Below are 20,633 nucleotides of genomic sequence, written 5' to 3'. Positions count from 1 at the left end.
CTTTTGTGGACAATCGCACCGCTGCGGATGGGGGACCCCCGTGAGCCGGCCAGAGCGCGTGATCGCCGGGCGGTATCGCCTTCTGGCACCGCTGGGCGAGGGCGGCATGGGCACCGTGTGGCGGGCCCGGGACGACGTGCTCGGCCGTGAGGTCGCCGTCAAGGAGGTGCGCGCGCCCGCCGGGCTCCCGGCGAGCGAGGTCGACCGGCTCTACGCCCGTCTGGAGCGGGAGGCCTGGGCGGCCGCCCGCATCCCCCACCGCAATGTGGTCACCGTCTATGACGTCGCGACGGAGGAGGGCCGCCCATGGATCGTCATGGAGATCGTGCGGGGGCTCTCGCTGTCCGACGTGCTGGACGCGGAGGGCGCCCTGACCCCGCAGCGCGCCGCCCGGATCGGCGCCGAGGTGCTCGCCGCCCTGCGCGCCGCCCATGACGCCGGGGTCCTGCACCGCGACGTCAAGCCCGGCAACGTACTGCTCGCCAACGACGGCCGGGTCGTCCTCACGGACTTCGGCATCGCCATGGTCGAGGGCAGCTCCGCGCTGACGATGACCGGGGAGGTCGTCGGGTCGCCCGAATTCCTCGCGCCGGAGCGGGCGTTGGGTCATCGCCCCGGGCCCGCGTCCGACCTGTGGTCGCTCGGCGTGCTGCTCTACGCCGCCGTCGAGGGCAGTTCGCCGTTCCGCCAGGACACCCCGCTGAGCACGCTGCGCGCGGTCGTGGACGAGGAGCTGCCGCCCGCCCGCAACGCCGGACCGCTCACCTCGGTCATCGAGGGGCTGCTGCGCAAGGACCCGGACGAGCGGATGTCCGCCGCCGACGCCGAGCGCGACCTGCGGCTCATCGTCTCGGGCGGCAGGCCGCTCACCGAGACCCCGCTCCCCTACATGCCGACCGTCACCGCCGAGCGCGGCCCGTACGGCCCGACCCCGCCCGCACCCCTGCCCATCGCCTCGCCGCAGCCCGCCACGGCCTCCTCGGACACCGTGACGACGGAGCCGGCGCGGCGCCGCCGCACGGTGGCCGTACTGGTCGCCGGGCTCATCGCCCTGGCGCTCGCCCTGGGCGGACTGACGTACGCGCTGGTCAACCGCGACGACGGCGGTGGCGGCAACGGCAGCGGTTCGGGGGGCGAGGGAGGCTCCGGCTCGACGGGCGGCAAGGGCGGGGCCGAGCAGACGTCAGGGGGCTCGGGCGGCGGGTCCGACGGGGGCGGCTCGCCGGACGGCTCCACGGACGGCGGTGACGGGGGCGGTGGGGGCGGCGACGACGGAGGCGGCGGGTCCACCAATGGAGGGAACGGCGGGAACGGGGGAAGCGGAGGAGACGGCGGTAACGGCGGCACGACCACGCCGCCCGCCCAGTCCGTGAAGGTGCACGTCTCCGGGACCCGCACCCAGTACGAGGGCCCTTGTCCGCCGGCGGCGGCCCAGGCGCCGTCGTTCACCGCGACGTTCACGGTGGGCCGCGTCCCGGTCGACGTCCAGTACCGCTGGGTCACCGGGTCCGGCGAGCCGAGCGACCCGGGGTGGAAGACGCTGTCGTTCCCCTCCGGGAGCGGCAAGACGCGGCAGGTCAATCACGTCGAGACGGCGTACGACCCGGGCGGGACGCACGCCAACTCGATCGGTGTGCAGGTGCGCGGCCCGGTGGCCGCCACCTCCAACACGGTGAAGTACTCGGTCACGTGCGAGAAGGAGACCCCGACGGGCGGGGCCTCCTACACGCCGAACGCGTCCCTGTCTGCGGCGGTGGTCAGGCCGCCGAGGTGAACACGGGGAGGTAGCCACCGGACTGTCCGGCGGCCGTGGGGTGGTAGGACTCGCCGATGTTGGTCCAGTTCAGGCTGTGCAGCCACGAGCTGCCCGAGCAGATCTCGTGCCCGGTGAAGGTGCGGGTGACGTCGCCGAAGGCGAAGCCGTGGTCGGCGGCGCGCTTGGCGGTGGCCGTGTTGAGGTAGTCGGCGGCGTCGTTGATGGCGGCCCTCTCACGCTCGGTGAGGCCCGCCGCGCAGGAGCCGCCGAGCTTGTAGAAGCGGGGGTAGCCGAGCACCACCACGCGGGCGGACGGTGCCTTCGCGCTGATCGCCGAGTAGACCTTGTCGAGGTTGCCGGGGAGCGTCGAGTCGACGTACGAGCGCGCCTGGGCGATGCGGTTCAGACAGCTGGTCTCGGACTGCAGTACGCACGTCGTCATGACGTCCGCGAAGCCCGCGTCGTTGCCGCCGACGGAGAGGGAGACGAGGCCGGTGCCGGAGCCGAGCGGGCCCAGCTGGTTCGCCAGAACATCACCCGTACGAGCGCCCGAGCAAGCGGTGAAATGGAAGCTGGAGGGTGAGTGCGCGGCCGCCCAGAGGGCGGGGTAGGCGCGCTTGCTGCGCTTGCAGTCGCCGCTCGCGCTGTCGTAGTTGCCGGCGCCGACACCCGACGAATAGGAGTCGCCGAGCGCCACATAGCCGGTGGCTGCTGCGTTCTGGTCCGCTTGTGCCGCTGTGGCCCCGGCGAGGGCGAAGGCGACGGAGAGGAGGAGCGAGGACATGTATGCCGTGAAGCGGGACAATCTCATGGAACCTCCCTTAGCAGGATTTCCCCCTCGACCGTGGTAGCACGCGGCCCCGCGCGCCGATAGTGTGCATGTCAACGAATGCCTCAACAATTTCCGTTCGCACACGGTGAGTTCACTTCGGCCACGGAAACCTGGCGTGGAACATCTGCACGCTTCCTCCGTATCTTGACGGGCCGCCAGGGACTGCGCGACATTGAAGCCCGGCATCCGGCGCGTCGGGGGGCAAAGTCGCCAATGCAGACCATCGGGAGCAAGGCACCGCCATCAGACAGGGAGCGGCGGTCCGGGCAGGGCCGCGGGAGCGACCTGCTGCCGCTGTTCGCTGGAGCGGCCGTGGCCGTGGGGGGTGTCGGCGCGATGCTCGCGCTCGTCGACCTGAGTTCGCCGCTGCGCGGGCCCTTCACCCTCTTCTTCCTCCTCGCCGCGCCCGGGGCGGCGATCGCCGCCGCGCTGCGGGCGCTCACACCATGGGGCCGTGCCGTGGCCTCCGTGTCCGGAGCCGTCGCACTCAACCTCCTCGTGGCCCAGGGCATGCTGGCGCTGCACGTGTGGTCGGTGCGCGGCGGCGTCGTCGCCGTCACCGCACTCAGCGCGCTCGCTCTGCTGCTGGTGGTGGCAAGGGGCCTGCGCCGCCGCACGGCGAGAAGGTGGACCACCTGACGTGAACATCACCGTGCACCGCCCCGGTGAACTCACCGCCGCCGACCGGGCGGCATGGACCGCCCTGCAGTCCAAGGCCCACCTCGACGGCTCGCCCGAGCTGGCCAACCCCTTCCTCGCCCCGGAGTTCGCCATCGCCACGGCGCACGGACGGCGCGGGGTGCGGATCGCCGTCGTACGCGAGGACGGCGAACCGGCGGCGTTCTTCCCGTTCCAGCGGACCGTCACCGGCGTGGGCCGGGCGATCGGCCTCGGCATCTCGGACTGCCAGGGCATGGTGCACCGCCCCGGGTTCCGCTGGGACGCCCGGGAGCTGCTGCGGGCCTGTGGGCTCGCGGTATGGGAATACGATCATCTGGTGGCCGGCCAGGCGCCGTTCGAGGAGGGCGCCGGCGGCACCTTCGCCTCCCCCGTGATGGACATCGACCAGGGGTACGAGGTCTATCTCGGCCAACTGCGCGAGCGCTCCCCGAGGTTCACCCGGACGACCCTCGCCAAGGAGCGCAAGCTGGGCCGCGACCACGGAGCGGTGCGCTACGTCCACGACGAGCGCGACCCCGAGGTTCTGGCCACCCTGATGGGCTGGAAGTCCGCGCAGTACCGCAGGACGGGGCGGAGCGACCGCTTCGCGCGGCCGTGGATCGCCGAGTTGGCGCACCGGCTCTTCCACACCAGGACCGACTCGTTCGCCGGCATCCTGTCGGTGCTCTACGCCGCCGGCGTCCCGGTCGCGGCCCACTTCGGGCTGCGCGGCGAGCGCATCCTCGCCTGCTGGTTCCCCGCGTACGACCCGGCGTTCTCGAAATACTCGCCCGGCCTGGTCCTGCATCTGCGCATGGCCGAGGCGGCGGCCGCCGACGGCATCGCGTATCTCGACCTCGGCCGGGGCCAGAAGGATTACAAGGACTCCCTGAAGACACGCGAACTCGCCGTATCGGAAGGGTGGGTGGCGCTGCGCCATCCGGTGGCTCTCGGACACAGGGCGCGGCGCGCCCCGGTCAGGGCGCTGCGGAACACCGTACTGTCCAGGCCGGAATTCTTCGGACCGGCCGATAAACTGCTCAAGCGGATGGGCCAAATCCGATCGCTGGGCAAGGAATAAAGCAGTCCGAATGTGACCGCATAGATTGCTCAAATCATGAAAAACGTGAGGCCACGTTCCAGGTCTTGCCATACAGTCTCAATCATCAATACCGTCGTACATCCACCCGCAACGGTCCATCACGCAATGCGATCAAGGGGAGGGCTCAAGATCGCGATGGTTCCGGTGCGGGGCGCGGTAGGGGGGTGCCGTGCCCGGTGATCGCTCTTCAGCCGGGTCACGTGCCGCGCAATGCCAGCTCACTCGGCATGCACGGAGATCCATTTCGGCATGCGCAAGCGAGAACCCCCCTTTCGAACCGGATCAATTACCCGACTGCCCGGGGGCGGGCGGTCCACCGGACGAGAGGGACCACCGGACTCATGAGTTCTTTTGTGCGCCCGGCTGACGCCGGACAAGACCCATTGGACAAGATCTCCCGGAACTTCCGGCCGATCTCCACGCATTTGGCGATCACACCGCCGGTGAGCGTGGTGATACCCGCGATGAACGAAGCGGAGAATCTTCCCTACGTCTTCAAGACACTGCCCGAGTGGATACACGAGGTCGTCCTCGTGGACGGCAACTCCACCGATGACACGGTGGCCGTCGCCCGTGAGCTGTGGCCGGACGTGAAGGTGGTCCGCCAGCTCGGCAAGGGCAAGGGCGACGCCCTGATCACCGGCTTCGCCGCGTGCACGGGGGACATCATCGTGATGGTCGACGCGGACGGCTCCGCCGACGGCCAGGAGATCGTCTCGTACGTCTCCGCCCTCGTCTCGGGCGCGGACTTCGCCAAGGGCTCGCGGTTCGCCAACGGCGGCGGCACGGACGACATGACGCCGATCCGCAAGCTCGGCAACCACGTCCTGTGCTCCGTCGTCAACGCCAAGTTCGGCGCCCGCTACACCGACCTGTGCTACGGCTACAACGCCTTCTGGCGGCACTGCCTCGACAAGATCGAGCTGGACTGCACCGGCTTCGAGGTCGAGACCCTGATGAACATCCGGGTGGTCGAGGCCGGGCTGAAGGTGCAGGAGATACCCAGCCACGAGTACCTGCGGATCCACGGCACCAGCAACCTCCGCGCCGTCCGCGACGGCATCCGTGTGCTGAAGGTGATCCTCACCGAGCGCTCCAGCCGCGGCCGGCGCGGCGCGCGGCGCAAGGGCGCGCGGGTCCTGCCCTTCCGCAAGGGCCAGGGAGAGGTGTCTTGAGCACGGACATATCCGTCGTCATCTGCGTGTACACCGAGGACCGCTGGGAGGACATCCTCGCGGCGGTCTCCTCGGTGCGCGCGCAGTCGACGGCGGCCCTGGAGACTCTGCTCGTCGTCGACCACAACGCCTCGCTCCTGGACCGGCTGGCCAAGGAGTACAAGGAGACCGAGGGGGTGCGGGTGCTCGCCAACGAGGGTCCCCGCGGCCTCTCGGCGGGACGCAACACCGGCATCGCCGCCTCGCGCGGCTCCGTCATCGCCTTCCTCGACGACGACGCCGTCGCCGAGCGGGAGTGGCTGCGCCACTTCGCCGAGGCGTACGAGGACCCACGGGTCCACGGCGTCGGCGGGCGCACCATGCCCGCGTGGGAGTCCGGGCGGCGGCCCGCCTGGTTCCCCGAGGAGTTCGACTGGGTCGTCGGCTGTACGTACAGGGGGCACCCCCCGGGCCGCGCGCGGGTGCGCAACGTCCTCGGGGGCAACGCCTCGTTCCGGCGCTCCGCCTTCGACGTGGCGGGCGGCTTCGCGACGGGCATCGGGCGGGACGGCGACAAGCGGCCGCTCGGCTGCGAGGAGACGGAGTTCTGCATCCGGCTCACCCGCGCCGAGCCGGACGCGATCCTGCTCGTCGACGACCGCTCGGTGATCCACCACCGGGTGCCGGCGGCGCGGGAGCGGTTCGGCTACTTCCGTACGAGGTCGTATGCCGAGGGCCTCTCCAAGGCGCTGGTCGCCCGGAGTGTCGGCGCCGGCAAGGGGCTTGAGTCCGAGCGGCGCTACACCACGCGCGTGCTGCCCGCCGGGGTCGGCCGCGCTCTGCGGGACGCCGTGCTCGGGCGGCCCGGCGGCGCGGGCCGCGCGGGCGCCATCGTGGCGGGAGTGGCCGCCGCGGCCGGGGGGTACTTACTGGGGTCCGTCCGCGCGCGCCGGGGAGGCGCCACGTTCTCCGTCGGGGAGATCGCCGGCAGGGCGGGGGACGCACCGGGCACGGGCGGCGAGGAGGCCGCCGCATGAGCGAGGGGTCCGTACCGATACTGATGTACCACTCGGTCGCGCGCCTGCCGAACGAGGCGACGCACGGCCTGTCGGTGTCGCCCGACGCGTTCGCACGCCAGATGGAGGTGCTCGGCGAGCGGGGCTTCACACCGCTCACCACCGCCCGACTGGCCGCGATCTGGCGCTCGTCGGGCGCCGCGCTGCCCGAGCGCCCCGTCCTGATCACCTTCGACGACGGCTATGAGGGCGTGCACCGGTACGCGCTGCCCGTGCTCGCCAAGCACGGCTTCGCCTCCACCCTGTTCGTCTCCACGGGCTGGCTGCGCGGGGAGCACGACACCGGGGGCGGCCTCGACGTCATGCTCGACTGGGACCAGGTGCGCGAGCTGGCCGCCGCCGGGACGGAGATCGGCGGGCACAGCCACACGCACCCCGAACTCGATCAGCTCCCCGACGAGGAGCTGCGGTCCGAGCTGTGCCGCTGCCGGGACATCGTCGCCGAGGAGCTGGGCACCCGGCCCGTCTCCTTCGCGTACCCCTACGGCTACTCCAGCCGCAGGGTGCGCGCGTGCGTGCGGGAGGCGGGCTTCGGCCAGTCGCTCGCCGTCGGCAACGCCCTGGCCCGCCGCGCCCAGGGTCCGTACGCCCTGCGGCGGGTCACCGTGCGCCGGTCCACCGGCGCCGAGGAGTTCGAGCGGCTCGTGGAGGGCCGCGCGATCACCCGCACGTTCGCCAGGGACCACGCCCTGACCAAGGGGTACGCCGTGGTCCGCAGAGCCCGTCAGCTCCGCCGGAAGGCCGTCTGTTCCCGTGTCTGACACGACCACCGCCCAGGCCGACGTCTCCGGTTCCCCGCGCACCGGAGGGCGGCCGCCGACAGCCAGGTCCGGCAGGGCGCGCAGAGTGCGCCTGCCGGGCGGGGGCGGCGGCAACCCGCTGTTCCGCAACGCCTACGCGCTGATGCTCAACACGGGCATCTCCGGCGTGCTCGGCGTCGGCTTCTGGCTGGCCGCCGCCCGGTACTACTCGGAGTCGGCGGTCGGCCAGGGCTCGGCGGCGATCGCGGCGATGAAGCTCCTCGCGGGGCTCACCGCCGTGACGCTGACCGGCGCCCTCGCCCGGTTCATCCCCATCGCGGGCCGCGCCACGGGCAGGCTCATCTTCCGTACATACGCGGGGAGTTCGGTGGCCGTGGCGCTCGCCGCGGTGGTCTTCCTGCTCACCCTGGACCTGTGGGGTCCCTCGTACCGCTTCCTGCACGGTCCGGTGCACGGCGTCGGGTTCGTCCTTGCCGTCGTGGCCTGGTCGGTCCTGACCCTGCAGGACGGCGTCCTGACCGGGCTGCGCAACGCGCTGTGGGTGCCCGTCGGCAACACCGTCTTCTCGGTGGCCAAGCTGGGGCTGCTCATCGCGATGGCCGCGGCGATCCCCACCGCGGGCGTCTTCGTCTCCTGGGTCGCCTCGATCGTCGTGTCGGTGATCCCGCTGGGCTGGCTGGTCTTCCGGCGCCTGGTGCCGCGCCATGTGAAGGCCACCGACGGCAAGGCGGGACCGCCGACGCTGCGCGAGATCGGCCGCTTCCTCGCCGGCGACTACACGGGATCGCTCTTCTCGCTCGCCGTGGTCTACCTCGTCCCGGTGATCGTCGCCTCCCAGGTCAGCTCGGTCGACAACGCGTACTTCTACATCACCACCACCATCGGCGGCACCGTCAACCTCCTCGCCATCAACATGGGTGCCTCGCTGACCGTCGAGGGCGCGCACGACCCGGCGCTGCTCGCCGCCAACACCCGCGCCGCGCTGCGCCGGATGGCGATGATCATGCTGCCGGTCTGCGGCATCCTCTTCCTGGCGGCGCCGCTCGTGCTGCGCATGTTCGGCCAGGGGTACGCGGACGCCGCCACTCCGCTGCTGCGCTGGTTCGCGGTGGGGGCGCTCCTGCGGGTGGTCATGGAGACGTACTTCGCGGTGCGGCGGGCGCAGAGCGAGACCTCCGGGATCGCCTGGCTGCAGGGGCTGCTGTGCGTGCTTGTCCTCGGCCTCACGCTGATCCTGCTGCCGCGGATGGGGCTGACCGGCGCGGGCATCGCGGAGATCTGCAGCCTGGCGGTGATCGTGGCGATCGCGGCGCCCAAGCTGTACCGCGTGATGCGGGCGGCCCCCTCGGGCGGACCCGCCGCGAGCCCGGCGCCGGACGGGGACCTGGCCGACCTGGGGACGCCGGACGCGCCCGCCGAGCAGGTGCGGAAGGGGGCCGCCGAGGGCGCGGCCAAGGGCGCGGAGCGCAAGGGGCGGCACGGGCCCGCGTGGGCGCTGCGGGAGTCGCTCGACTCGGACACCCTGCAACTCGCCGTACAGCTCGACTTCGAACACCAGGAGCGCAGGCCGGACGTGCGGCCCGGCCCTGGCACGCCCGCCGCCGGGACGCCCGCCCACGAGGCGCCCGTGGCGAAGAGCGAGGGGGACGACATGGACCACCGGCCCACCTGGGCGCTGAGAACCCCGGGTGCCGAGGGCGTGGCTGCCGAGCGCGTGGCTGCCGGGGGCGCGACGGCCGTCGAGAAGCCGTCGGCCTCCGAGGCGTCCCTCGCCGAGAAGCCCCATGCCGAGGAGAGCGCGACGAAGCGGGAGGGGGCCGGGGAGGCGCTGCCCGCGGGACCGCTGCCCCAGGAACCGGCGATCCCTGAGCCGCTGCCCCCGAAGTCGCTGACCGGCGAGGAGCCGTCGGACGGAGAGTCCTCGGACGAAGAGCCGTCGGGCCACCCGCGCCCCTCCCGGCTCCGCGTCCTCGTCCTGTCGCTGCTGCTCGCCGCCGCGCTCGCCCTGTACTGGGTGCCCGTGCTCGGCCTCGGCGAGCGGGACCTGGACGACATGGGCGGGCTCGGGCTGATCTCCGTACTGCCGAAACCGATGCTGCTCGGCGCCGCGCTGCTGATCGTCGTCTTCTCCGTACTGCTCTGGATGGACCGGCCGATCAAGGGCCTCCTGCTGGTGACGCTGCTCGCCACGGTCGTGTCGCTGCACGCGCTGCCCGCGGTCATCGAGAGCGAGCCGCGCTTCGCCACGGCCTGGCAGCACCTGGGCTTCATGGAGTACATCGACCGGACCGGCACCGCCGTGCCCGATCTCGACGCGCGCTGGAGCTGGCCCGGATTCTTCGCGGCGGCCACGTTCGTCGCGCAGGCGTGCGGCGTCTCGGACATGACCGAGGTGATCCGCTGGTGGCCGACGGCCGTCCAACTGCTCTACCTGGCGCCGATGTTCCTGCTCGTGCGCTCCATGCGGGCCGCCTGGCGCGCCAAGTGGGCCGGGCTGTGGATCTTCGTCCTGAGCGGCTGGGTCGGCCAGGACTACTTCTCCCCGCAGGGCTTCACGTACCTGCTCTACATCGCCTTCGCCGCCGTGCTCCTGGTCTGGTTCCGCGCGCCGCGCGTGCTGTGGACCAAGCGCCGCCCGGGCGAGCTGGAGGTCGAGCCGACGGGCCGCAGGGAGCGCGGGGTGCTGCTCCTGGTCCTGGTCGGCCTCTTCGCGGCGACGGTCCCCGCGCACCAGCTGACGCCGTTCGTGATGCTCGGCGTCCTCACGGTGCTCGTCCTGGTCGGCCGCTCGGAGCTGCGCGGCCTTCCGATGCTCTTCGGGGTGATGGTCCTCGTCTGGCTGGGCTTCCTCGCCGAGCCGTACTGGTCGGGGCATTTCGACGAACTGTTCGGCGGGGTCGGCGGCGTCGGCGGCAATGTGACCTCGTCGGTCTCCGGGCGCATCGAGGGCGGCAGTTCCACGCACCAGCTCGTGCTGTACGTCCGGGTGGCGATGGCCGGCGCCGTCATGGCGTTCGCCTGCTGGGGCTGGTGGCGGCGGCGCTTCTACAAGTACAGCGAACGTTCGCTGCTCGTCCTGGCCTTCGTACCGTTCCTCGGCTTCGCCATGCAGTCGTACGGCGGTGAGATGGCCCTGCGCGTCTTCATGTTCGCGCTGCCGGGCGCGGCCCTGCTCGCCGGTCTCGCGCTGTTCCCGCGCGCGGGCATCACGCCGGAGGAACGGGACCGCGACCGGGTGAGCCTGGCACCGCTGGCCGCGCTGATGGCGGGGCTCGTCCTGATGGGCGGCTTCCTGGTGGCGCGCTGGGGCAACGAGTCCTTCGAGCGCGTCCGGCCGGGCGAGGTCGCCGCCATGGAGTACGTGTACGCGCACGACGACCCGACGGTGCGGCTGCTGTGGATGAGCAACGACACGGTGAACAACGTGACGCCCGCGCTGCCGTGGGGCACGCGGGACATGGAGAAGGTCGAGTACGTCCCGACGCTCGCGCCCGCCGACCCGGTCCTGGTCGCCGGCCTGGTCAAGGCGCTCAAGGACGCGGGGCCCAACTCATATCTGATGATCAACCGCAGCCAGACGACGTATCTCCAGCTGGACGCGGGCTACTCGAAGACGTGGGAGCCGCGGCTCATCCACCACCTCGACAACCGCGAGGACCTGAAGAAGGTCCTGACCAACGACGACGCGACCGTCTACAGCCTGCGGGAGCAGCCGGACGGCAAGGCGGCCGAGGCCGATCCGGGGCCGGTCGGGCCGAAGGTGACGTGGACGCCGTGGTCGGTGGTGGGCGCGCTCGCCGCCGTGGCGCTCGTGCTGCTGCTCACCGCGCGCGAGATCGTGCGGGTCGCGGCGGCGGCGGGCGTGCGGCAGCAGCGGTGGCTGCAGAGCAGCTTCTGGTTCTCGCTGCCGCTGCTCGCGGTGCTGCTCGCGTCGCTGGTGCAGCGGTTCGTGACGATGGCGTGACGGCTCGTCCCGGGGTGCGGCGGCTCAGCGCTTGAGCCACCTCACCTCGTACCCCGCCATGTCGAACCGCTTCCCGTCGACCTTGGCGCTGATCTGCCGGTCGAGGGTGTTCACCACGAGGACGGCGTCGTCGTCGGCGATGACGCGTACGTCGCGCCGGTCCTCGGCGGCGATCGACACCTTCTCGAACTCCGTACCCGGGCCCAACTCCTCGCCGAATCGCTCGATGAGCCTCAGCATCGGCAGCTCGGCCCCGCCGCCCGCCTTCTGGGTGGCCGTCCACAGGCAGCCCGCGCACTTGGCACCCCGCTTCTGCGGGTTCCAGTAGAAGCCGCTGGTGGCGCCGCCGCGGGCCATCGCCATCAGGCCCGACGCCTGGACGGCGACGCGGTGCGCCTCGGACCAGTCGTCGCGGTTGTCCTGGCTGTCGCCGGGCTCCACGTAGTACTCGGCCCACCACAGGGGCAGGTCTCCCGTGCGCTCGCGCACCCACTCGCCGACGGCCGTGAGCTTGTCGGTGGCCTTGAACTCATCGGGGAGCAGCTCGTCGTCCGCGGTGTAGCTGGAGCCGTCGACGACGACGAAGTCCGCGCCCCGCTTGTTCTTGTTCCAGTACTCGAAGGCGTCGAGGGCCCGCTGGTCCAGGCGGCCCCAAGGGCCCTTCACCCGCGAGGCGTTCTCGGCCTGGCGCGGGTCGAGGCTGTCCATGACGAGGTAGGGGCCGCCGACCATGATGTTTTTGTTGACCTTCTTGAGCTCCTCGTGGACGAGGTTGTAGAGCTCGGTGTAGCCCTCGTAGTCCCAGCGGGCCTTCTCGTCGTTCCAGAAGCCCTTGAACTCGTTCCAGACGATGAAGTGGCGTACGTCCGGATAGCGCTTGGCGATGGTCGCGGCGAGCTTCGCGAAGTCGTCGTAGTGCGCGCGCTCCGGGGCCGTCTCCAGTGCCTGCTGGCTCCAGTCGGTGTTGTCCGCGCCGGGCTCGCCGCCCTTCATCCAGTCCGGGGCGCAGCACAGCGTGACCACGGGCGTGCCGTCGCTCGCCCGGACGAAGTCCATCCGGCGGTCCATCGCGGAGAAGTCGAAGCGGCCGTCGACCGGCTCCGGATTGCCCGCGCCCCAGCCCATGATGTGCTGGATCTGGGGGACGGGGCGGTCCTGGCCGGCCAGTTCGCCGCGGACGCGTTCGACGGCCTCGGGCTCGCCCTCGTCCGCGCTGTACTGGGTGTGGGTGAAGCCCCAGCCCACCTCGGGTCTGGCCTCGTGCGGGGGGACGGCCGGGGTGCCGTGCACCTTGTCGCCGTCCGGAGTGGTGCCGGCGGTGCCGGCGCCGTCCCCGGGCAGCGTATTGACCAACGTGATCACCAGGGCCAGTGCGGCCAGAGCGACACCGAGCAGTGCGGTGAGGCGCCACCGCCGTGCCCCCGAAACCCACCCATGACGTCCCATCGGCGACAAGCGTATCGGGGGCGGTCGGCGGTGGGACAGGTTCCGCACGACAGCACTCCTGACTCATGACTCATGACTCATGACTCATGACTCCTGCGGAAACCGGATGCACAACGGCGCGCGCGTGCCGGATCATGGCGGCATGTCTGCGAACCCTCACGACGCCCTGCCGATCCGGCTCAACGTCGACGACAGCGACTCCCCGTCGGATGTCGTGGACGCGCTGTTCCTCGGCCGCTTCGCGACGGGCGAGCAGCCCTTCTCGCACAGCGCGAACATCGAACGCGTGAAGAAGGGCTCCACGCTGCTCCCGGCAGGGGCGACGGTGCTGCGGGCCGCCAGGGACGACGACCGCAGCGCGACGCTCGCCGAGGGCGAGGGGTGGACGCTGCTGGTCTCCCGCTGGAACCGCGGCGCGGACGTCACGGTGACGGCGACCACCGCCGACCTCGCCGAGCGGGTGCTCAAGCAGGCCACGGACGGCGCGCAGGACGAGCCCGAGCCCCAGCCGGAGAACGTGACGATGGGGTTCTGGTACGTGTCGCCGCGGCGCGGCCCGCACCGCACCACCCGGCAGATCTCGGCCGGTACGTGGGAAGAGGTGCGGCCCAATTACACGGCGCCGGTCGCCGACGCCATGGACAAGCTGATGAAGACGACCCCCGAGGACATCTCGGGGCGCCTGCTCCTGCTGCACGGCCCGCCGGGCACGGGCAAGACGTCGGCGCTGCGGACGCTGGCGCGGTCGTGGCGGGACTGGTGCCAGGTGGACTGCGTCCTGGACCCGGAGCGGCTCTTCAGCGACGTCGGCTATCTGATGGACATCGCGATCGGCGAGGACGACGGCACGGCGAAGGGGCGCTGGCGGCTGCTGCTCCTGGAGGACTGCGACGAGCTGATCCGCGGCGAGGCGAAGCACACGGCGGGTCAGGCGCTCTCGCGGCTGCTGAACCTCACGGACGGTCTGCTCGGCCAGGGCCGCAACGTCCTGGTCGGCGTCACGACCAACGAGGACCTGGAGCGCCTGCACCCGGCGGTCGTCCGTCCCGGCCGCTGTCTTGCCCGCATCGAGGTCGGCGCGCTGACCCGGCCGGAGGCGGTGGAGTGGCTCGGCACGGAGGAGGGCGTCTCGCGCGAGGGCGCCACCCTCGCGGAACTCTTCGCACTGCGCCGGGGCACGACTCCGACCTCGGTCCCGGACCAGAGGCCGGGGGCGGACGCGGGCCTGTACTTGTAACAGGCGTGCCGCAGGGGCGCGAGGCTGTTTTTTGATATGCGGCTCCGCCGTGTGGGCGCGACCAGCCACAATGCCGCAGCAGCCGCCCGGAGCCCTCAGCCAGAACCCCCATAAGCCGCGCGCAGCGCATCCCGCACAGCGCTGAGCGCGGCCTCCTCGGAGAGGCCGAGGCGGCGCGCCAGCCCGGCATAGGCCTGCGCCTGGGCCGAGGCGGCCCGAGCCCCCGCGTCCCCCGCGGCGGCGATGAACGTGCCGTTGCGGCCCCGGGTCTCGATGACCCCGTCGGTCTCAAGTGCCCGGTACGCCTTGGCCACCGTGTTCGCCGCGAGCCCCAGCGACTCGGCGAGCCCCCGCACCGTGGGCAGCTTGTAGCCGACCGGCAGCGCGCCCGACCTCGCCTGCCCGGCGATCTGGGCCCGCACCTGCTCGTACGGCGCGTCGCCCGCGCCCCCGTCGATGTCGATCCTCAAAGTCACGGAGCGATTGTGCCGCACCGCCCCACGGAAAATAGGAGGCACCCCGCGGCGGCCCCCGCGTACCGTGCGGGCTCATGACAGTGATCGTCCGGGCCCTGAGCCCCGATGCCCCGAGTGCCGCCGCGGACGTCGCGGGTTTCGCCGCCGTGCGCCGGGCCTGTGTGCCCGCCATGCTCGCCACACCCGAGTCGGTCGCCTTCGACCACACGCATGCCCACCCGGACTCCGCCTACCGGCAGTTGATCGCCGAGGCCGACGGCGAGGTCATCGGTACGGCGCAGGTGGGCATGGCCTACGACAGCCCGGAGCCCGGCCAGGGCTTCGCCAACGTCTACGTGCATCCGGAGCGGCTCGGCGCGGGCGCCGGAACGCTTCTGCTGCGCACGGCGGAGGACCATCTGGCGGCCGAGGGCGCGCGCACCGTCTTCTCATGGGTGCTCGACGAGCCCGCGAACCTCGCCTTCGCCGCCCGCCGCGGCTACCGCGCGAGCCGCCGCGCGCACTTCCTGCGCCTGGACCTCGCGCACGGCACGCTGCCGCCCCGCCAGGAGCCGCCCGCCGGGGTGGAGCTGGTCAGCGGATCGGTGTACGCGGACGACGCGCGACCCCTGTTCGCCCTCGACGCGGAGACGGTGGCGGACGAACCGAGCGACGTGGCCGCCGAGTTCACGGACTACGAGCACTGGCTCGCCGAGACCTGGCACCACCCGCTGGTCAGCCAGGAGCTGACCACGGTGGCCCTGGTGGACGGCCGCCCGGCGGCGTTCAGCCTGGCCCGCACGGACGGCGCGGGCCGCTACGCGTCCGGCATGACGGGCACCGCGCGCGCCCACCGCCGCCGCGGCCTGGCCAAGCTCGCCAAGAACGACTCCCTGCACCGGGCCCGCGCGGCCGGCTGCGCGGAGGCGTTCACGGGCAACGACGCCGGCAACGAACCGATGCTGGCGATCAACGATTGGTTCGGCTACGAGATCTGCGCCACGGAGGTACGCCATGTCCGAGACCTCATCTGACCGGCCCCGCCCCACCACCACCTTGCACATCACCCTCGTCAAGGCGGGCCGCACCAAGATCCGCTACCCGGCGCGGCTCCTCCACGACGACGGAACCCGCATCACGGTCACCGCCCCCTGGGCGGCCCCCGGCATCCGCGACTTCGGCTTCGTCCGCTTTGAACCGGGCGACGTCTTCACCGAGCACTACTGGCGCGACCGCTGGTACGCGATCAAGGAGGTGTACGCCGCCGACGGCACCCTGAAGGGCTGGTACTGCGACGTGACCCGCCCCGCGGTCCGCGACGGCGAGGTCCTCACGGTGGAGGACCTGGACCTCGACCTGTGGTGCTCGGCGGACGCGAACACGGTGGTGCGCCTGGACGAGGACGAGTTCGAGGCGAGCGGCCTGCCCACCACGGACCCCCTGGCGGCCACCGCGGCCCGCCGCGCCCTCACGGAACTGGAGTCCCTGGCCCGCGGAAGGCTCCTTCCGGTGGGCCGGTAGATCGCTTCGTGCACGTGCTCGATCAGAAAGGCGGCGCGAAGAGGTCTAGCACGTGGCTTCGGTGGACATCGGTAAGGCAGGACGTCGGTAAGGCAGGGAGGCAGCCATGCGCCGGGTCACCACGCACAAGCCCGCGGTCAAGTCCGTCAGCCGTCGGGTGCGGGAACGCCAGGAGGCCGAGGTCCAGCCCCGGGAGAGGCCGGAGGTCCGCAAGGATGTCCAGCGGACCTGGTGGCCGGACGGGTGAGGGGCCGCCGTCAAGTGCGGGAGAGCCGCTTGCGGTAGTGCAGGCGGTCGTACGGGCCCTCGATGCGGCGCTCCACCAGCTCGTATCCGTAGCGGGGGTAGATTTTCTGGTTCTCCCACATCAACGCGTTGGTGTAGAGGCGGACTTCGGTAAGGCCCAGGGCACGCGCGTGTGCGTCGACGTAGGTGAGCAGGTCGCGGCCCAGACCTTGGCCGGCGGCTTCGGGGTGGACCGCGATCGACTCCAGGAGCAGGTGGGCCTCCTCGCGCGGTTCCGTGACGGGGACGAGGACCAGCAGGCCGACGACCGGGTCCCCGGTGACGTACACCCGTCCCGCCGCCACGTCCGCCGCGTGGTCGGCCTCCATGGGGGCGGGGACGATGCCGATGCGTGCGATGTAGTGGTGGTACGCCGCGTCGGTCACCGCGCGTACGGCCGGGACGTCGGCGGCGGTGGCGAGCCGGATCTCCGGGGGGAGTCCGGTCGTGTCCGGGGAGGGCTCGGTCGTCTTGGTCATGCCTCCACGTCTACGTCACGGCGGCGCGACCGCACCAGCGCCTTCTTCACCAACGGCCAGGCCACGATCAGGACGATGAGGCCATAGACCGTCACGGAGAAGGGTGTGTCGATCAGCCCGCTGACGCTGCCGTCGCTGATCTGCAGGGCGCGGCGCAGCTGCTGTTCCGCGTTGGGGCCGAGGATGACGCCGATGACGGCGGGCAGGACGGGCAGTCCGTAGCGCCGCATGCCGAAGCCGATCAGGCCGATGACGAGCAGGATGACGAGGTCGAGCGGCTCGCCGCCGACCGCGTACGCGCCGACCGCCGCGAAGAACAGGATGCCCGCGTAGAGGTGGGGCCGCGGGATGCGCAGCAGCTTCGCCCAGAGGGGGGCGAGCGGGAGGTTCAGGGCCAGCAGCAGCACCATTCCCACGAAGAGGGACGCGATCAGGCCCCACACCAGGTCGGGTTCGCGTTCGAAGAGGAGCGGGCCCGGCTGGATTCCGTACTGCTGGAAGGCGGCGAGCATCACCGCGGCGACGGCGGTCGTGGGCAGGCCGAGCGTCAGCATGGAGACGAGGGTGCCCGCCGCCGACGCGGATGCCGCCGACTCGGGGCCGGCGACGCCCTCGATGGCGCCCTTGCCCCACTCCTCCTTCCGCTTGGACAGGCGTTTCTCGGTGACGTAGGAGAGGAAGGTCGGGATCTCCGCGCCGCCCGCCGGGATCGCGCCGAACGGGAAGCCGATGAGGGGGCCGCGCAGCCAGGACTTCCAGGTGCGCCGCAGGTCCGACCTGCCCAGCCAGGGGCGGCCGACGGGGATCGCGTCGGCGCTGGTGCGCCGCAGGTGCGCGGCGACCCACAGGGCCTCGCCGATCGCGAAGAGGCCGACCGCGACAATCACCACGTCGATGCCGTCGGCGAGTTGCAGAGAGCCGAAGGTGAGCCGCTGCTGGCCCGTCATCTGGTCCAGGCCCACCAGGCCGATCGTCAGGCCGATCAGGAGCGAGGCGAGGCCGCGGACGCGGGAGGAGCCGAGGACCGAGGTCACCGCGATGAACGCGAGCACCATGATCGCGAAGTAGTCGGGCGCGCCGATGTCCACGGCGAGGTCGGCGACGGTCGGCGCGAGCGCCACCAGGAGAACCGTGCCGATCATGCCGCCCGCGAAGTGGCCGATGGCGGCGGCCGCGAGTGCCTGCGCGCCCCGGCCCGACCTGGCCATCGGATGGCCTTCCATGGCGGCGACGACGGCGGCGCTCTCGCCGGGGGTGTTGAGGAGGATCGAGGTCGTGGAGCCGCCGAACATCGCCCCGTAGTAGATGCCCGCGAACATGATGAAGGCGCCGGTCGGTTCGAGCCCGTAGGTCACGGGGAGCAGGAGGGCCACCGCCATCGCGGGGCCGATGCCGGGCAGGACGCCGATGGCCGTGCCGAGCAGCACGCCGACCGCGGCCCACAGGAGGTTGAGCGGGGTGAGGGCCGTGCCGAAGCCGTCCATCAGGGAGGTGAAGGCGTTCATGTCACAGCACTCCCATCAGGGGGCCGCCCGGCAGGGGAACGCCGAGCAGGTTGTTGAAGACTCCGTACGTGACGACGGAGAGTCCGGCGGCGATCAGCGGGTCGCGGTCGAGGTGGCGGCTGCCGAGCGCGTAGGCGGAGCCCCAAAAAAGCAGCGCGCCGGCGACGGGGAAGCCGAGCGGCTCGATGAGGACGGCGGTGGCGAGGAAGACGCCCGCCAGGAGCAGCACGGTGCGCCAGTCGGCCGGTTCGGACAGGTCGATGTCCTCGCCGCCCTCGGCCTCGCCGCGCCCGCCGCGCAGCACGTCGACGGCGAGCAGGAGGGCGACGACGAGCAGCCCGATGCCGACGGCGATCGGTACGGTCCTGGGACCGATGGGGCCGCGCTGGGCGATCTCCACGTCCATGGTGAGCGCGTCGGTGAGGACGAGCACGCCGAGGGCCAGCAGCAGGACGCAGACACCCAGTTCGGAGTGTTCGCGCAGCCAGGAGCGGCCGCCGTCCGGCCGTTCGGACGTGACGTCGGTGGCGGTCACAGCCCCAGCTCCTTCAGGACGGATACGACGCGCTTGTCCTGGGCGTCCAGGAAGTCGCCGAACTTGTCACCGGTGAGGAAGGCGTCGTCCCAGCCGTTCGTCCTGAGGGACTTCTTCCACTCGGGCGAGGCGTGCAGCTTCCGGAACAGCTCGGTGAGCTTGTCGCGTTCGGCGTCGCTGAGGCCGGGCGGGGCGACGATGCCGCGCCAGTTGGTGAAGTCCACGTCGTAGCCGGACTCCTTGAGGGTGGGCCCGTCCAGGCCGCTCACCCGCTCGGGTCCGGTCACGGCGAGCAGCCGCAGCTCCCCCGACTTGATCTGGTCCAGGTACTCGCCGACTCCGGAGACACCGAAGGCGACCTTGCTTCCGAGGATGGAGGCGAGGAGTTCGCCGCCGCCGTCGAAGGGGACGTAGTTGACCTTCTTCGGGTCGATCCCGGCGGCGCGCGCCATCAGCATCGGCGCGAGGTGGTCGGGCCCGCCGGGTGACGAGCCGCCGCCCACGGGCAGTTTCCCGGGGTTCTTCTTCCAGGCCCGGACGAGCTGCCCGATGGTCTTGTACGGGGAGTCCTTGGAGACCACGACGACGTCCTGCTCCTCGGTGAGGCGGGCGATCGGGGTGGTGTCGGAGAGGGTCTTCGGGGAGTCGTTGGAGCGTGCGGCGCCGACGACGCCGAGGCCCATGGACATGGCGAGCTTGCCGTTGCCGTGCTCACCGACGAGCCGGGTCAGGCCGACGGTGCCGCCGGCGCCCGGCAGGTTGAACACCTCGATGTCGTGGGTGAGTCCGGCGTCCTCGGCGTTCTTCGCGGCGGTGCGGGCGGTGATGTCGTAGCCGCCGCCGGGCGTGTTGGGGACCATGAGGCGCAGGCCCGGGATCTGTGTGCCGGTCTCGGCGCCGCCGCCCGTGGTGAGCAGGGGCGGCGCCACGAGCACGAGCAGCGCGGCGCCGAGCAGGGCGAGGGGTGTGCGCGGGGCGAGGGGTGTGCGCAGGCGCACGTGTGCCACCACCTGACGGTTGTGAGGGGGACGGGGCAGGTCGGTCGGTCGTGAAGTGGCCCACATGTTGCCCGGGTGTTGACGGCCTGTCTCTCTTCCGGAAACAACGGTCGTTGTGGTCGTTGTGGTCACCCCCATAACCTGCGGCGATGACAAGGGTCCTGGTCGTGGACGACGACTTCATGGTCGCCAAACTGCACAGCCGGTACGTCGCCGCGGTGGACGGATTCGCCGTGGCCGGCGTCGCGCACAGCGGCGCGGAAGCGCTCGGCGCGGCGGAGCGGCTCCGCCCCGACCTCGTACTCCTCGACGTCTATCTGCCCGACATGGACGGCATCGCGGTGCTCCGGGAGCTGCGCGCCGCCGAGGAGCGCGACCCGGGGCGGCAGCCGGTGGACGCCCTGTTCATCACGGCCGCGCGGGACGCGGAGATCGTACGGGCGGCGCTGCGGGCGGGCGCCCTGCACTATCTGATCAAACCGTTCAACCAGGCGGCCCTGCGGGAGCAGTTGCGGCACGTGGCGGCGTTGCGGGCGCGCCTCGACGGGCTCGCGGAGGCGCGCCAGGAGGACGTCGACCACATCTTCGGCCCGCGCCCGCCCGGCTCACGGGGGCTGCCGAAGGGGCTCGCGGCCCACACCGCGGAGCTGGTGGAGCAGACCCTGCGGGAGCACCCCCGGGGCCTCTCCGCCTCGGAGTGCGCGGGGGCGGGCGCCCTCTCGCGCGTGAGCGCCCGCCGCTACCTGGAGTTCTTCGTGGACACGGGCCGCGCCGAGGTGACGCTCCGCTATGGGGGGACGGGGCGTCCCGAGCGGCGGTACCGGTGGGTGGGGTGAGCCGTGGAGGTGGTGAAACGGGCATCACGGG

Annotated in this window: 19 protein-coding genes; 12 read left to right on the top strand and 7 right to left on the bottom strand. The window is 71.8% G+C overall.

The features are described 5' to 3' along the window. Positions 1-106: 106 nt before the first annotated feature. Positions 107-1,774: a serine/threonine-protein kinase gene (locus ACWDZ7_RS25335; protein ID WP_451800209.1), complete on the top strand. Its 1,668-nt coding sequence runs from the start codon at positions 107-109 to the stop codon at positions 1,772-1,774. Here the strand turns inward: ACWDZ7_RS25335 and ACWDZ7_RS25330 are convergent. Further along, positions 1,758-2,567, bottom strand: coding sequence for an SGNH/GDSL hydrolase family protein (locus ACWDZ7_RS25330; protein ID WP_451800038.1), 810 nt, complete (start codon positions 2,565-2,567; stop codon positions 1,758-1,760). The two genes, ACWDZ7_RS25335 and ACWDZ7_RS25330, sit on opposite strands and share 17 nt — an antisense overlap. A 234-nt stretch (positions 2,568-2,801) precedes the next feature. On the opposite strand from ACWDZ7_RS25330, the gene ACWDZ7_RS25325 reads away from it, so the two are divergent. The 6 genes from ACWDZ7_RS25325 to ACWDZ7_RS25300 all read left to right on the top strand — a co-directional run bounded on the left by ACWDZ7_RS25325 (position 2,802) and on the right by ACWDZ7_RS25300 (position 11,305). Beyond that, positions 2,802-3,227 carry a hypothetical protein gene (locus ACWDZ7_RS25325; protein ID WP_451800036.1) on the top strand — a complete coding sequence of 142 codons (426 nt, stop codon included), beginning with the start codon at positions 2,802-2,804 and terminating at the stop codon, positions 3,225-3,227. Position 3,228: 1 nt separating this feature from the next. Continuing rightward, positions 3,229-4,329 carry a GNAT family N-acetyltransferase gene (locus ACWDZ7_RS25320; protein ID WP_451800034.1) on the top strand — a complete coding sequence of 367 codons (1,101 nt, stop codon included), beginning with the start codon at positions 3,229-3,231 and terminating at the stop codon, positions 4,327-4,329. 362 nt (positions 4,330-4,691) lie between these two features. After that, the gene (locus tag ACWDZ7_RS25315) at positions 4,692-5,525 is read left to right on the top strand and encodes a glycosyltransferase family 2 protein (RefSeq protein WP_451800032.1); all 834 of its coding nucleotides are present in this window, start codon (positions 4,692-4,694) and stop codon (positions 5,523-5,525) included. Continuing rightward, positions 5,522-6,541 (top strand): glycosyltransferase family 2 protein, encoded by a 1,020-nt coding sequence (locus ACWDZ7_RS25310; RefSeq protein WP_451800030.1) that lies wholly within the window; start codon positions 5,522-5,524, stop codon positions 6,539-6,541. The genes ACWDZ7_RS25315 and ACWDZ7_RS25310 overlap by 4 nt, the downstream gene beginning before the upstream one ends. Next, positions 6,538-7,341 (top strand): polysaccharide deacetylase family protein, encoded by an 804-nt coding sequence (locus ACWDZ7_RS25305; RefSeq protein ID WP_451800028.1) that lies wholly within the window; start codon positions 6,538-6,540, stop codon positions 7,339-7,341. Before ACWDZ7_RS25310 ends, ACWDZ7_RS25305 begins: the two co-directional genes overlap by 4 nt. Beyond that, complete coding sequence (locus ACWDZ7_RS25300; protein ID WP_451800026.1) at positions 7,334-11,305, top strand: lipopolysaccharide biosynthesis protein; 3,972 nt, start codon at positions 7,334-7,336, stop codon at positions 11,303-11,305. The genes ACWDZ7_RS25305 and ACWDZ7_RS25300 overlap by 8 nt, the downstream gene beginning before the upstream one ends. Positions 11,306-11,329: 24 nt before the next feature. Here ACWDZ7_RS25300 and ACWDZ7_RS25295 read toward each other — a convergent pair whose 3' ends face one another. Further along, a complete protein-coding gene (locus tag ACWDZ7_RS25295; protein WP_451800024.1) occupies positions 11,330-12,751 on the bottom strand; it encodes a GH39 family glycosyl hydrolase in 1,422 nt (473 codons plus the stop codon). 142 nt (positions 12,752-12,893) lie between these two features. Between ACWDZ7_RS25295 and ACWDZ7_RS25290 the strand changes: the two genes are divergently transcribed. Continuing rightward, on the top strand, positions 12,894-13,988 hold the full coding sequence (locus tag ACWDZ7_RS25290) for a DUF5925 domain-containing protein (RefSeq protein ID WP_451800022.1): 1,095 nt from the start codon (positions 12,894-12,896) through the stop codon (positions 13,986-13,988). Between the two features lie 95 nt (positions 13,989-14,083). Here the strand turns inward: ACWDZ7_RS25290 and ACWDZ7_RS25285 are convergent, their stop codons facing one another. After that, a complete protein-coding gene (locus ACWDZ7_RS25285; protein ID WP_451800020.1) occupies positions 14,084-14,464 on the bottom strand; it encodes a GntR family transcriptional regulator in 381 nt (126 codons plus the stop codon). Positions 14,465-14,538: 74 nt separating this feature from the next. Here ACWDZ7_RS25285 and ACWDZ7_RS25280 point away from each other — a divergent pair, with 74 nt between their 5' ends. From ACWDZ7_RS25280 to ACWDZ7_RS25270, 3 genes are all read left to right on the top strand, one after another. Further along, a complete protein-coding gene (locus ACWDZ7_RS25280; RefSeq protein ID WP_451800018.1) occupies positions 14,539-15,477 on the top strand; it encodes an N-acetyltransferase family protein in 939 nt (312 codons plus the stop codon). Further along, positions 15,458-15,964 (top strand): DUF402 domain-containing protein, encoded by a 507-nt coding sequence (locus tag ACWDZ7_RS25275; protein WP_451800016.1) that lies wholly within the window; start codon positions 15,458-15,460, stop codon positions 15,962-15,964. Before ACWDZ7_RS25280 ends, ACWDZ7_RS25275 begins: the two co-directional genes overlap by 20 nt. 106 nt (positions 15,965-16,070) lie before the next feature. Further along, positions 16,071-16,211: a hypothetical protein gene (locus ACWDZ7_RS25270; protein ID WP_451800014.1), complete on the top strand. Its 141-nt coding sequence runs from the start codon at positions 16,071-16,073 to the stop codon at positions 16,209-16,211. 10 nt (positions 16,212-16,221) lie between these two features. On the opposite strand, the gene ACWDZ7_RS25265 is transcribed toward ACWDZ7_RS25270, so the two are convergent. From ACWDZ7_RS25265 to ACWDZ7_RS25250, 4 genes are read right to left on the bottom strand one after another with little or no spacing between them, the layout of a single operon-like run. Then, positions 16,222-16,728 carry a GNAT family N-acetyltransferase gene (locus ACWDZ7_RS25265; protein WP_451800012.1) on the bottom strand — a complete coding sequence of 169 codons (507 nt, stop codon included), beginning with the start codon at positions 16,726-16,728 and terminating at the stop codon, positions 16,222-16,224. Beyond that, complete coding sequence (locus ACWDZ7_RS25260; RefSeq protein ID WP_451800010.1) at positions 16,725-18,233, bottom strand: tripartite tricarboxylate transporter permease; 1,509 nt, start codon at positions 18,231-18,233, stop codon at positions 16,725-16,727. The genes ACWDZ7_RS25265 and ACWDZ7_RS25260 overlap by 4 nt, the downstream gene beginning before the upstream one ends. A 1-nt stretch (position 18,234) precedes the next feature. Beyond that, on the bottom strand, positions 18,235-18,768 hold the full coding sequence (locus tag ACWDZ7_RS25255; protein WP_451800009.1) for a tripartite tricarboxylate transporter TctB family protein: 534 nt from the start codon (positions 18,766-18,768) through the stop codon (positions 18,235-18,237). Beyond that, positions 18,765-19,778, bottom strand: a complete 1,014-nt coding sequence (locus tag ACWDZ7_RS25250) for a Bug family tripartite tricarboxylate transporter substrate binding protein (protein ID WP_451800007.1) — start codon at positions 19,776-19,778, stop codon at positions 18,765-18,767. The genes ACWDZ7_RS25255 and ACWDZ7_RS25250 overlap by 4 nt, the downstream gene beginning before the upstream one ends. A gap of 137 nt (positions 19,779-19,915) precedes the next feature. Here ACWDZ7_RS25250 and ACWDZ7_RS25245 point away from each other — a divergent pair, with 137 nt between their 5' ends. Continuing rightward, a complete protein-coding gene (locus ACWDZ7_RS25245; RefSeq protein WP_451800005.1) occupies positions 19,916-20,602 on the top strand; it encodes a response regulator in 687 nt (228 codons plus the stop codon). The last annotated feature ends 31 nt before the right edge of the window (positions 20,603-20,633 follow it).

This window comes from Streptomyces sp. NPDC003032, from assembly GCF_053591415.1.
This window is presented reverse-complemented; position numbering and strand designations above follow the sequence as displayed.

Coding starts and splice junctions, on each gene's coding strand:
- ACWDZ7_RS25335 (WP_451800209.1), top strand. CDS start 107: ATGGGCACCGTGTGGCGGGCCCGGGACGACGTGCTCGGCCGTGAGGTC.
- ACWDZ7_RS25330 (WP_451800038.1), bottom strand. CDS start 2,567: ATGAGATTGTCCCGCTTCACGGCATACATGTCCTCGCTCCTCCTCTCC.
- ACWDZ7_RS25325 (WP_451800036.1), top strand. CDS start 2,802: ATGCAGACCATCGGGAGCAAGGCACCGCCATCAGACAGGGAGCGGCGG.
- ACWDZ7_RS25315 (WP_451800032.1), top strand. CDS start 4,692: ATGAGTTCTTTTGTGCGCCCGGCTGACGCCGGACAAGACCCATTGGAC.
- ACWDZ7_RS25305 (WP_451800028.1), top strand. CDS start 6,538: ATGAGCGAGGGGTCCGTACCGATACTGATGTACCACTCGGTCGCGCGC.
- ACWDZ7_RS25295 (WP_451800024.1), bottom strand. CDS start 12,751: ATGGGACGTCATGGGTGGGTTTCGGGGGCACGGCGGTGGCGCCTCACC.
- ACWDZ7_RS25290 (WP_451800022.1), top strand. CDS start 12,894: ATGTCTGCGAACCCTCACGACGCCCTGCCGATCCGGCTCAACGTCGAC.
- ACWDZ7_RS25280 (WP_451800018.1), top strand. CDS start 14,539: ATGACAGTGATCGTCCGGGCCCTGAGCCCCGATGCCCCGAGTGCCGCC.
- ACWDZ7_RS25275 (WP_451800016.1), top strand. CDS start 15,458: ATGTCCGAGACCTCATCTGACCGGCCCCGCCCCACCACCACCTTGCAC.
- ACWDZ7_RS25270 (WP_451800014.1), top strand. CDS start 16,071: ATGCGCCGGGTCACCACGCACAAGCCCGCGGTCAAGTCCGTCAGCCGT.
- ACWDZ7_RS25265 (WP_451800012.1), bottom strand. CDS start 16,728: ATGACCAAGACGACCGAGCCCTCCCCGGACACGACCGGACTCCCCCCG.
- ACWDZ7_RS25260 (WP_451800010.1), bottom strand. CDS start 18,233: ATGAACGCCTTCACCTCCCTGATGGACGGCTTCGGCACGGCCCTCACC.
- ACWDZ7_RS25245 (WP_451800005.1), top strand. CDS start 19,916: ATGACAAGGGTCCTGGTCGTGGACGACGACTTCATGGTCGCCAAACTG.